The sequence below is a fragment of the Sphingomonas sp. GW821-FHT12D09 genome (assembly GCF_058807215.1).
Window position 1 is genome coordinate 1,671,182 of record NZ_JBXAQL010000001.1, and the last position, 13,269, is coordinate 1,684,450.

At 68.6% G+C, this 13,269-nt stretch carries 2 protein-coding genes; both read left to right on the forward strand.

The genetic code is table 11. The annotated features are described in order from the left end of the window. The first annotated feature begins 229 nt into the window (after nt 1-229). Nucleotides 230-11,710, forward strand: a complete 11,481-nt coding sequence (locus AC1RPL_RS07540) for an autotransporter-associated beta strand repeat-containing protein (RefSeq protein ID WP_493068629.1) — start codon at nt 230-232, stop codon at nt 11,708-11,710. Nucleotides 11,711-11,734: 24 nt separating this feature from the next. After that, nucleotides 11,735-13,144, forward strand: coding sequence for a class I adenylate-forming enzyme family protein (locus AC1RPL_RS07545; protein WP_493068630.1), 1,410 nt, complete (start codon nt 11,735-11,737; stop codon nt 13,142-13,144). Nucleotides 13,145-13,269 lie beyond the last annotated feature (125 nt).

Here is a 13,269-nt window from a genome sequence, read left to right on the forward strand (position 1 = left end):
AAATCGTACCAATTTGTTCCGTTGAGCCATTTTGGTGCTTCCCATAAGTCGGGCGCGCATATCAGGGGCGACGGGGGCACGAATGCGAAAGACATTGGGCTCCGACTGATCTTCGCCGGCAGCCGCCGGCGAATCTCCCAACCAAAGATCCATTTGCCGCGTGTCGGGCCGCTCCCGAGCGCCCGGCTTCGTACATGCGCGCGCATCGCGCCGAGCTGAGGAAATGAAGATGACCGTCCTGTCCCCGCGCACCGCGCGCCGCGCCCGCAATCTCCTGCTCGCCTCCACTGCCCTGGTCGCCGCGGCAGCGGCAGCGCCGGCCTATGCGCAGACGCAAATCTCGGCACCGCAGGATGGCGGGGCGATCGCCGGCGCCGGCACCGAAGTGGTCGAGAACAACACGCCCGCGGGCGGCGGTATCTACATCCAGACGGTCGCGGCCCCGATCACCTTCACGAACGTGACGATCGCGAACACCACCGGTGCAGGACCCACGGCCGGTCAGGCTGCGAACGCCCTTGGCCTGGTCAGTGTTTCCTCCTCACCCCAATCGATGGTGCTGAACGGGTCCAACAGCTTCTCGACGACGCAGGCGGGCGGGACGGCGTTCCGGGCGCAGAGCCTGAACTCCGATGTCAGCGTGACGATGAACGGCGGCTCGCAGACATTCTCGGGCACCGACGGCCTGCATCTGCGCGCGCTCGACGCAGTGAGCGTGGTCAACAATGGCGGAACGCTGGGCATCACGGCAACCGGCCAGTACGGCGTGTACAGTCGGGCCAACAACTCGGGTTCGACCCTGAACCTGGGCACGGTGAGCATCAGCGCGGCCGCCGGCACGGGCGTCTACGCCTATGGCTATAGCGGCGCGAACGTGGCCACCAGTGGGGGCACCATCGCGGCCGAAGCCGGCATTGCCGCCTATTCCGAGGGCGTGGTGCAGATCGTCTCGGGCAGCGCCATCACCGGCAACGGGAGCTCGAACGCGACCAGCATCGGCATCGGCGGCTACGGCCAGAGTGCCAGCTCGCGCGTCGAGATCACCTCCAACGCGGCGATCAGCGCCGTCAACAGGGGCATCTATCTCGAGAACCAGTCGGGGCTGGCCGGCAACGTCATCCGCGCGAACGCGGACATCACGGCAATCTCGGCGGGCATCGATACCGGCAGCTCCAGCGAGACCGACATCTATGTCGGTTCCGGCGCCACCGTCTATGGCGGCACCAACGGCATCGCCCGGAGCAGCTGGGGCACGACCTACAACAGCGGCACGATCCGCGGCGGCGTGGGCATCAGCAGCACGGTGACGTCCACGATCGACAATTCGGGCGTGATCGAAGGCACCACCACTGCCGTCAACTTCCTCGCCGGCGGCAGCCTGACCAACAATGTCGGCGCCAGCATCCTCAGCGGCGGCGCCGGCATCAACGTGGCCGGCCTGCCCGGCACGGTCGAGAATCGCGGTACGATCACCGTGGGGAACGCCGCGGCCATCATGCTCAACGCCGGCGGCACCGCGACCAACTATGCGACGATCAACGCGAGCGGCAGCAACAGCACCGGCCTGCGCAGCACCGGCGCAGCGACGACGCTCGACAATCGCGGAGCGATCACCGCGAACATCGGCATCCGCACCGATGCCTCCGGGTCGACACTGAACAACAGCGGCACGATCAACGCGACCAGCTTCGCGATCTACGTGCCGTCAGGCACGGCGACCCTGACCAATTCGGGTACCGTCAACGGTTCGATCGGCGCGACGCTGAACGGCGGCGGCAGCATCACCAACAGCGGTTCGCTGATCGGCGTCTCCTACGGCATCACATCGGCCGGCGCTGCGACGACCCTGGTCAACAGCGGCACGATCGCGGGCGGCTCGGGGGCGATCTCGCTATCCTCGTTCGACGATAGCGTCACGCTCAATTCGGGTTCGACCACGACCGGCTCGATCAGCCTGGGCAATGGCAACGACACCCTCACCATCATGACCGGAGCGACCTTCGGGACGCTCGGCGGCGGCAACGGCTCCGACACGCTGGCGCTCGGCGGCACAACCACGGGCACGCTCAACCTGGCAACCACCTCGGCCTTCGAGATCCTCAACAAAGCCGGCACCGGCACCTGGACGCTGAACGGTGCGGCCCTCAGCCCGGCAATGACCATCACCGCCGGTAACGGCACCCCGAGCGGCACGCTGGTCTTCAACGGCGCCGGGCTCGCCGGCGCGATCACCGTCAACGGCGCGATCATCCGCGCGACGAGCGCCGGCGGGTTCGGGACCGGCACGATCACCGCGCTCGACCCGACGATCCAGTATGCCGCGACCGGCACCTATTCGAACGCGATCGTTCTCGCGTCCACCGACCCGGTCAACGATCCGACGCAGCTCGAGACCGATGCCGGCGTGGTGGCGACGCTCACCGGCCAGATCACCCAGCCCGGCGGAAGCCAGCCGCTCGTCATCGGGGGTGCGGGCACGATCGAGCTGACCAATACCTCCAATGCCTGGAGCGGCGGGATCCGGATCGACGCGGGCGCGACTCTCCTGGCTTCGGCCGCGGCACTGTCCAACGGCACCAACACCATCGTGAACAGCGGCACGATCGCGTTCAACGAGTCGACCACGAGCACCCAGTACAGCGCGATCTCGGGCAACGGCGCACTGGTCAAGCGCGGTACCGGCGTCCTGACCCTCAACGGCGCCAACACCTATACCGGCACCACCACCATCGAAGCCGGATCGGTGGCGCTCGGAAATACCAGCGCACTGGGCAACAGCTCCGCCATCACCATGGGCGCGAACACCACGCTCAACGCCGCCAACCTGACGTCGGACGGGCTCGTCCTGAACAACCTGTCCGGCGTCGCGACCAGCCGGGTGCTGCTGTCGGGCAAGAGCGCAACGCTGGCGAACAACGCGAACACGGTCTTCGCCGGCACGCTGAGCGGCACGCCCGTATCGACGGGGGCGCTGACCAAGAGCGGCACGGGCACGCTCACCCTCACGGGGAACAACATCGACCTGCTGCTGCCGGTGCTGGTCAACCAGGGCACGCTCGCCTTGTCCGGCGGTGGCTCGCTCGCCGCGGCCAATTATATCGCCGTGAACGGCGGTAGCTTCGACATTTCCGGCCTGACCGCGGCCGGCAGCTCGATCAAGGACCTGCGCGGCAGCGGCGGTTCGGTGGTGCTGGGTGACAAGTTCCTCACGATCAATGCAGGCGTGGGTGGCAACAGCTTCGCCGGCGTGATCTCGGGCAATGGCGGCGTGATCGTGGCAGGCGGCGTCACTACCTTTGCGGGGGCGAACGCCTATTCCGGCACCACGACGATCCTCGCGAATGCGCAGCTCAACCTGAGCGGCGCCGGATCGCTCGTCTATTCGGACGTGGCGGCGAGCGGCTACCTCCAGCTGCTCGGTTCCGATTCTACGATCCGCAGTCTCTCGGGCAACGCCAGCATGAGCGCCGTGTTCCTGGGCGGGCGCACGCTGACGATCGCCAATGGCGGCACTTATGCCGGCCAGTTCAGCAACGGCACGGTCAACCTGACCGGCGGCACGCTGACGCTCACCGGCAACAGCTCGCTCGACACGATCGCGCTGAACGGCGGCAATTTGACGGTGGGAGATGGCGGCACCGGCGGCACGCTCTACACCAGCTACGTGCTCAACGACGGCACGCTGACGATCAACAAGTCCGACGACACGAACGTCGCCAACATCGGCGGCGGCGCCGGCAACCTCGTCCAGGCCGGCACCAATATCCTGTCGGTGTGGAACAACAGCTATACCGGCACGACCATGGTCGACAGCGGGACGCTGCGGCTCCTCTATGGCAGCGCGCTCGCCGACAGCGGCGAACTGATCATCAACGCCGCCGGCACCGCCGAGCTCTTCGGGTCCGACGAGACGATCGGCAGCCTTTCGGGCGCGGGCAACTTCAATCTCTTCGGCAACAGGCTGACGCTCACTGACGGGGGCAATTTCACCGGCGTGATGCGCGACGACGGCTATGGCAGCGCCGTGATCGTCGCAGGCGGCACGCTGGTCCTGACCGGCGCCAACACCTATACCGCCGGCACCATGATCGACAGCGGCGCCGGCCTGACGCTCGGCGACGGCGGCACCACCGGCTCGGTGGCCGGCACGATCACCGCCGACGGCACGCTCACCGTCAACCGCTCGAACAGCGTCTCGATCAGCGGGCTGGCCGGCAGCGGCGCTCTCGTCCAGGCCGGCAGCGGCACCACGCATCTCGGCGGCGCGGCCAGCTTCACCGGCAACGTGACCGTCACGGCCGGCACGCTGGCGCTCGACAGCAGCCAGGTGCTTCTGAACGCCTCCAGCGTCGCGCTCGACAATGCGGGCGCCGTGCTCGACCTGACCATGGCAGGCGGCACGATCAACACGCTCTCCGGCGTTGCCGGCAGCACCGTACGCTATGGCGACCTGGGCATGCAGGTCGCGACGATCGGCAACCAGATCTTCGCCGGCAGCTTCGACGATGTCTCGACCGCACCGATCGCCCCGACGATGCAGCTCGCGGGCACCGGCACGCTCACCCTCACCGGCCAAAGCGACATGCGCGCGGTCGGCATCCAGGATGCGACGCTCGCGCTCACCGGCACCGGCGCGCTCGGCACCGGCACGGCGCTGAACATGACGAGTGGGACGTTCGACCTGTCGGGCATCGCCGGCACCAGCTATGCGCTCGGCGATATCTCGGGCACCGGCGGCGTGGTCGCGCTCGGCACCAAGACGCTGGAGATCACCGCGGGCGATTCGAACATCTTCGCCGGCGGCATCGAAGGCAGCGGCGGGCTGCACCTCACCGGCGGCTCGATCGTGCTCAGCCGCCTCAACACCTATAGCGGCGACACGGTGATCGACGCGGCCACTTCGATCCAGCTCACCGACGCGGGTTCGATCGTGAATTCGAAGATCGTCGTGAACGGCGGTTTCGACGTGTTCACCACCGGCCTGACCTCAATCCGCGAACTGGCCGGCGCCGGCACGGTGATCCTGCGCAACAACACGCTGATCATCGACGGCAATGGCGGCGAGAGCAGCTTCACCGGGATCATCGACGAGCTGGGCATGACGGGCAACGTCATGATCAACTCCGGCCACCAGACCGTGACCCAGGACTGGACCTATACCGGCGTCACCACGCTGAACGGCACCGCGGGGCTGACCATCGGCGATGGCGGCACCCATGGCTCGCTGCTCGGCGCAGTCATGCTGAACGGCGGCACGCTCACCGCCGACCGCGCGGACACGATGACGATCAACGGCCTCTTCGGCACCGGCACCTTCGTACAGGCCGGTGCGGGCGAGACCACTCTCGCCGCCGCCAACGGGCCTGGGTCTGCTTTCACCGGCGACGTGGTCGTCGCCAACGGCGCGCTGACGCTCGACGACTGGACCGCGCTGCGCCAGTCGAACTCCGTCGCGCTCACCGGCGCGAACGCCGTGCTCAACACCGGCACGCACCTGGAGATCGCCGAGATCGGCAACCTCTCGGGCGTCGCGGGAAGCACCGTCAATATCGGCCGCACCATCCTCCAGGTGAACAGCAGCCAGGATACCGTCTTCGCGGGCGTACTGCACAGCGTCCCGGATCCCGATCCGATGTACGTCCAGGGCATGGTCAAGGCGGGCACGGCGACGCTGACGCTCACCGGCCATAACACGCTCGTCACCGCGATCGTCGATGACGGCACGCTCGCGGTCTCCGGCAGCGGCGCCATCGGCGATGCGGCCCATGTCTGGCTCCGGGGCGGCACGCTCGACCTGTCCGGCCTCACCACCGGCGCGATGGCGATCGGCTCGCTCGATGGCGACTCCGGCACTATTGTCAATCTCGGCGCCACCACGCTGACGCTCAATGGCGACCCTTATGGCGGCGAATATGACGGCGCCATCCAGGGCACCGGCGGGCTGGTCGTCGCCAGCTGGCAGCAGCTGAGCGGTATCAGCACCTATAGCGGCGGCACGGTGATCGGCACCGGCGGCACGCTGGTACTGAACGGCGAAGGCTCGATCGCCAATTCGGCGGTGGTCGCCAATGGCGTTCTCGACCTCACCAACGTGTGGATCCCGGATAGCGACGGCGACGGCATCAGCGAGGTTCCGAACGTCACCATCGCCAACCTCTCGGGCAGCGGCACCGTGCTGCTGAGCGGCGGAACGCTCTTCCTCGGCGGCGACAACCAGGACGCCAGCTTCTCCGGAACGATATCGGGGGGCACGGGCCAGGTGCGGAAGGACGGTACCGGCACCTGGACGCTTTCCGGCGCCAACGACCTCACCAACCTGTTCGTGCTTGAGGGTAGCGTCGCGCTCGCCGATACTGGCAACCTGGGCAGCAACGCCGTGGTCGACCTGTTCGGCGACTTCGACATCTCCGGCCTTACCAATGGCGGGACCAGCATCGCCGACCTGAGCGGCTGGGGTTCGGTCGATCTCGGCACCAACACGCTGACGCTCACCAATGGCAGCGCGAGCTATGGCGGCGTGATCAGCGGCGCGGGCGGCTTCCATGTCGCCGGCGGCTACGGCACCTTCTCGGCGATGCAGCTCTATACCGGCGTCACCACGATCGACGCCGGCACCACTCTCTATCTGGTCGGCTTCGACGGCGGGCTGACCGGCGCGGCACAGGTCGACGGCACGCTCGACGTCTCGCTCCACGCAGGCGGCCCCGTCATCGGCGGCCTGTCGGGAACCGGCATTGTCGAGCTCCGTCCGGACCGGGATCTCACCGTCAATGGCGGCGGCAGCTTCTCCGGCGCCATCCATGGCGGTGCCGGAATGGTCTTCGCCGCCGGTGCCAGCACGCTGAGCGGCACCAACGACTATGCCGGCACCACGACGATCGACACCGGCGCTACCCTCTCGCTGGCCGGAGCCGGCACGACCGGCACCGGCGCGGTGATCGCGAACGGCGCGTTCGACATCTCGGGCGCTACTGCGGACCTGAGCATCGCCAATCTGTCGGGCACGGGCACAGTGGCGCTCGGCGCGCATATGCTGACGCTCGGCTCGGACGACCAGGACAGCCTGTTCGGCGGCGTCGCCTCGGGCAGCGGAGGCATCACCAAGGTCGGTACGGGCGTGCTGACGCTTGCGGGCGCCAACACCTATTCGGGCCTCACCCAGGTCGCGGCCGGCACGCTGCGCCTCGGCGCCGCGGGCGTTCTCGCCGACGATTCGACGCTCGAGGTGCGGGGCGGCGCGACGCTCGACATGAACGGCTTCGACGAGACCGTCGCCGCCTTCGCCATCCAGGGCAACCTCATCGGCGCGGGCACGCTGACTGCTGCGCTCTACAATTTCCTTGGCGGCACGATCGATCACGATCTCGGCACCGGCGCGGTCTATCAGCTGAGCGGCACCACGCTGCTCAACGGCGGCTCGGCCGGCTCGGCGGTGCGTGTCGAGGGCGGCACCCTGGTGCTCGGCGCGGACGAGCGGCTTGCCGACAATGCGATGGTCACGGTGCTCACCGGTGCGACGCTCGACCTGCAGGGCCATGCCGAGACGGTCGGCAGCCTCGCGCTGGCCGGCACGCTGGACGGCACCGGCACGCTGACCGCGTCGACCTACACGCTCGACAGCGCGCTGGTGAACGCCAACCTTGGCACCGGCACGCTGGTCCAGCATTCGGGGACTTCGCTGCTGAACGGTACGGCCGCGACCGGGACGGTCAATGTCACCGGCGGCACGCTACAGCTCGGCGCCGCGGATCGTCTCGCCGACACGGCGGCGGTCAATGTCGCAACCGGCACGTCGCTGGACCTGCAGAGCTTCAACGACACCATCGGCAACCTTGCGCTGGCCGGCACGCTCTCGGGCACCGGGACGCTGACCGCCGCGACCTACACGCTCGACAGCGCGCTGGTGGACGCCAATCTCGGCACTGGCATGCTGGTCCAGCATTCGGGGACTTCGGTGCTGAACGGCAGCGCCGCGACCGGGACGGTCAATGTCGTCGGCGGCACGCTGCAGCTTGGTGCCTCGGATCGCCTCGCCGATACGGCGGCGGTTTCCGTCGCGACCGGCACCGCGCTGAACCTTCAGGGCTATAGCGATACCGTCGGCAGTCTGGCGCTGGCAGGTACGCTTTCGGGCACCGGCACGCTTTCGGCTTCGGCCTATATCCTCGACGGTGCGATCGCGAACGCCAACCTCGGCGCCGGCATGCTCGTCCAGCATTCGGGCATCTCGCTGCTGAACGGCACCGCGGCGACCGCGAAGGTGAACGTCGATGCCGGCACGCTGCGCCTCGGTGCGGCAGATCGCCTCGCCGATACGGCGGCGGTGACGGTCGCAACCGGCACCATGCTCGACCTCCAGGGCCATGACGACACCGTCGGCAGCCTGACGCTGGCCGGAACGCTCTCGGGTACCGGCACGCTGAGCGCGAACACCTATGTACTCGACAATGCGCTGGTGGACGCCAACTTCGGCACCGGCACGCTGATCCAGCATTCGGGCATCTCGCTGCTGAACGGCGCCGCGGCCACCGCGACGGTGAACATCGATGCCGGCACGCTGCGCCTCGGCGCAGCCAACCGCCTCGCCGACACCGCAGTGGTGACCGTCGCGAACGGCGCGACGCTCGACCTGCAGGCGTTCAACGATACGGTCGGCAGCGTCGCGATCGGGGGCACGCTGGCCGGCACCGGCACGCTCACCGCGGCGAGCTACACGCTGAACGGCGCGACGATCGACGCCAATCTCGGCACCGGCACGCTGATCCAGGCCGGCGGCACCTCGACGTTGCGCGGCAGTTTTGGCGGCACCGCGATGCAGCTGAATGGCGGCACGCTGGCGCTCGATCGGGCCAATGTGGTCACCTATGCGGGCACGCTCTCCGGCACCGGCACCCTCGCCCAGACCGGCAGCGGCGTGCTGACGCTCAGCGGCAACAGCGCGGCCTTCGCCGGCACGACCAATGTCTCGGCCGGTGGCCTGGCGGTGACCGGCCAGCTGGGCGGCAACGTCATCTTCTCGGCGGGCACGCTCTCGGGCACCGGCGGCATCGGCGGCGCGGTCAGCCTTGCCGACGGCACGCATCTGGTCGGGGCCTATGGCAACACGCTGTCGATGGGCGCGCTCACGCTCTCCTCTGGCTCGGCGATCGACGTGACGCTGTCCCAGGCTTCGAACGCGGCACTGTTCGCCGTCGCCGGCAACCTGACGCTCGACGGTACGCTCAACATTACGGCGCTGCCGGGCTTCGGCGCCGGCGTCTATCGCCTGATCTCCTATGGTGGCGCGCTTATCGACAACGGGCTCGCGCTCGGCACGGTGACCGGCGCGACCACGGACGGCCTGACGATCCAGACCGGCACCGTGGGCGAAGTCAACCTGATCAACTCCAACGGCGCGACGCTTGCCTTCTGGGACGGCGCGGCGGCGGCGAACCGGGACAATGGTGTGGTCAATGGCGGCGCCGGCACCTGGAGCCTCGGCACCCGCAACTGGACCGACGCCAACGGCACGATCAACGGTCCGATGCAGCCGGTGCCGAGCTTCGCGGTGTTCCAGGGCAGTGGCGGCAGCGTGACGGTCGACAACGTAGCGGGCCAGGTCTCGGCGACCGGCATGCAGTTCGCCACGAACGGCTATGCGCTGTCGGGCGGCGCGCTGGCGCTGTCGGGCACCCAGGCGATCGTCCGCGTCGGCGACGGCACCACGGCAGGCGCGAACATCACCGCCACCATCGCCTCGGCGCTCACCGGCAGCGCGGCTTTGGTCAAGACCGACCTCGGCACGCTCGTGCTGACCGGCGCCAACAGCTATACTGGCGGGACGATCGTCCAGGCCGGCACGCTGATCGGCAATGCAGCCTCGATCCAGGGCAGCATCCAGAACGCCGGCACCGTCGTGTTCAACCAGGCCAACAGCGCAACCTTTGCGGGCGCGAGCAGCGGTGCGGGCAGCTATGTGAAGTCGGGTGCGGGGGCGCTCACTCTCACCGGCGCGAGCAGCGGCAACTGGAACATCACCGGCGGCAGCCTGGTTTCCACCTCGGCGCTATTCACCGGCAATGCCGACCTGGGCACGGGCACCAGCCTGGTCTTCGACCAGGCGGCGAACGGCAGCTATGCCGGCACGCTCACCGGCACCGGCAGCCTGGTCTTCCGCGGCGGCGGCACCGTGCTGCTCACCGGCAACTCGTCGGGCTTCCTGGGCACGACCAGCGTCGCGGCGGGCAGCATGTTCTCGGTCAACGGCACGCTGGGCGGCATGATCAACGTCGCCGCTGGCGGCCGCCTGCAGGGCAGCGGCACCGCCGGCTCGGCGAGCATCGCGGGCACGATCGCGCCGGGCAACTCGATCGGCACGCTCACCTTCACCGGCACCCTCGCCTTCACTTCGGGCAGCGTGTTCGAAGTGGAAGCCAATGCCGCCGGCCAGAGCGACAAGATCGTCGTTAACGGCACCGCCTCGATCGCCAACGGCACGAGCGTCAGCGTGCTGGCGGCGGATGGCAATTACGCCGCCGACACCAGCTACACGATCCTCACCGCGGCGGGCGGCCTGTCGGGCAGCTTCTCGAGTGTCACCTCGAACCTCGCCTTCCTGACACCCACCCTGGCCTACACCGCCAACGCGGTAACGCTGAACCTCAAGCGCAACACCATCGACTTCGCAGCCGTGGCGCAGACCGGCAACCAGGGCGCGATCGCCCCGGCTGTGCAGGCGCTCGGTGCAGGCAACAGCGTGTACGAAGCGGTGACGCTGCTCACCGCGCCGGAGGCCCGCGCGGCCTTCGACCAGCTTGCCGGTTCGGACTATGCGAGCGTCCGCGCTTCGCTGGTCGAGGACAGCCGGTTCATCCGCGACGCGATGCTGTCGCGCGACGAGATGGCCGGTGCCGAGGGCCTGGCGATGTGGGGCCGCGTGATCGGGTCGTGGCGCGACGTGGACGGCAGCGCCGAGGCGCAGGGCTACAAGCGCTCGACCCAGGGTTTCGTCACCGGCTTCGACGGCTCGTTCGACAGCCATTGGCGCATGGGCGTGGCGCTTAGCTACGGCACCAGCGAGTTCCGCACATCGAGCGCGACGCACAAGGCAACCAGCTACCAGGCGGGCACCAGCCTGCTCGGTTCCTATGGTCCGGTGTCGATCCAGCTCGGCAGCGCCTATGGCTGGCACTCGGTCAATGCGCAGCGCCATGTCGGTTTTGCCAGCCTCAACCAGCTGCTCGGGGACAAGTACGACGCCCGCACCTTCCAGACCTTCGGGCAGCTGGCGGTCAAGGGCAGCATCGGCGGTGTCGATCTCCAGCCGTTCGTCAGCCTGGCGCATGTCGCGCTGTTCGATGCCGGCGTGAACGAGCATGGCGGCAGCGCCGCGCTGCACGGCGGCACCGACGGGTTCGATGCGACCTATGGCAGCCTGGGGCTCAAGGCGAAGATCGGCTGGGACCTGGGCGGCACGAAGCTCAGCATCGACGGTTCGGCTGCGGCGCGCCGCGGGTTCGGCGACCGCGTGCCGACCATCGACCTCGCCTTTGCCGGCGGCAGCGCGTTCCAGGCGAGTGGCATCCCGCTCGACCGGACCAGCGCCGCTGTCGATCTCGGCCTCGAACTCGACCTCAGCCAGCATATCCGGCTTGGCGTCTCGTACACCGGCACCTATGGCGACCGCTCGACCGACCACGGCGCACGAGCCCAGCTCAACTGGCGCTTTTGACGCTAATATCCTGGTGATCTGAACATGTTCGACCGTCTCGTCCGCTTCTCCGCCCGCATGACGCCGCTTGCCATCGCGGTATCCAATGGAGCGGAGCACATCGGCTACCGCGACTTCGACTGTGCGATCGACCAGGCGGCGGCTGCGCTCGACCGAGGCGGCGTGGTGGGCACGGCGCTGGTGGCGATCAGCGTGCGCGATCCCTATCGGCACCTGCTGCTCGTCCTCGCCTGTGCGCGGCGCGGCGTGCCGACAGTGTCGCTGATCCCCGAGATGGCCTGGCCGATGGCGACGCTCACCGGCGCGGCCAAGCTACTCAGCGACGATCCGGCGCACGCGCCCGGCCTGCTCGTCGATGGGCCGTGGCTCACCGCGGCGCTGGCAGCCGAACCGTCGGAGCTGGCGCCCGTGACGGTCGATCCGGAAGCGCTCGGCCGCGTCCAGCTCTCCTCGGGCTCGACCGGCGAACCCAAGGCTGTCGGCATGAGCTGGGCGCTGATGGACCGGCGCATAGAGCACACCTGGACGCGCAATTTCGGCTATGAGCGATTGCTCTCGCTGGTCGGCCCGGAAAGCGGTTCGCTGCCGCTGTTTCTGTGGTGCTGGGCCAAGGGCGGCACCGTGCTGTTCGGCTCGTCCGATCCCGCCATCCTCGCTCGCTCGCTGACGATCCTGCAGCCCACCGGCATGCTCGCCGCACCCACCCAGCTCGCCATGCTGCTCGACGCGCTGCCGGCGGAAGCGACGCCCCTGCCCGGCCTGCAGATCGCCATCGGCGGCGCGCATGCCGCGGCCAAGCTGCGCGACCGGGCCGCACTGCGCCTGGGCACCGTCAACGTCACCTATGCCTCGACCGAGGCGGGCGTGTGCACCAATGGCTTCGCCGCCAGCCTGGCCAGCGAGACTGCGGTCGGCTGGATCACACCCTGGTCCGAAATCGAGATCGTCGACGACCAGGACCGCGTGCTGTCTTTGGGTGACAGCGGCCGGGTCCGCGTGCGCGGGTCCGACGTGGTCGGCAGCTATCTGGGCAGCGCGAGCGACGACCGCTTCCGCGATGGCTGGTTCTATCCGGGCGACATCGGCGCGATAAACGCGGCGGGCATGCTCAGCATCGAGGGGCGCGAAGACGAGGTGATGAACTTCGGCGGCCAGAAGTTCCTGCCCGGCGCGCTGGAGAACCCGGTCGCCGCAGTCCCGGGCGTGACCGGCGTCGCCGCCTTCGCGCTCGAGGACGGACAGGGCATCGCCCAGCCCTGGCTGGCGATCGTTCGCGACGGCGAGATCGAGGAAGGCGCGATCGGCCGCGCTCTGGCGATGCCCGAGCTGCCGCCCGTGCGCATCGCCTATATCGACGCGCTGCCGCTCACCCCGCTCGGCAAGGTGCGGCGCGAGGTCCTGCGCGAGGCGGCGCGGCAGCTGGCCGCTTCCTGACGGGCTGCCGGGTGCCGGCCCCGCAATTTGCTTGGCATTCGCGATCCTTGTGTTCACAAATCGAGAATGCCCCGTTTCCGTCCAAACTGCGGTTCTGCATGTCAGGTTTTCCGCTCCCGTCCGTC

Coding starts and splice junctions, on each gene's coding strand:
- AC1RPL_RS07545 (WP_493068630.1), top strand. CDS start 11,735: ATGTTCGACCGTCTCGTCCGCTTCTCCGCCCGCATGACGCCGCTTGCC.
- AC1RPL_RS07540 (WP_493068629.1), top strand. CDS start 230: ATGACCGTCCTGTCCCCGCGCACCGCGCGCCGCGCCCGCAATCTCCTG.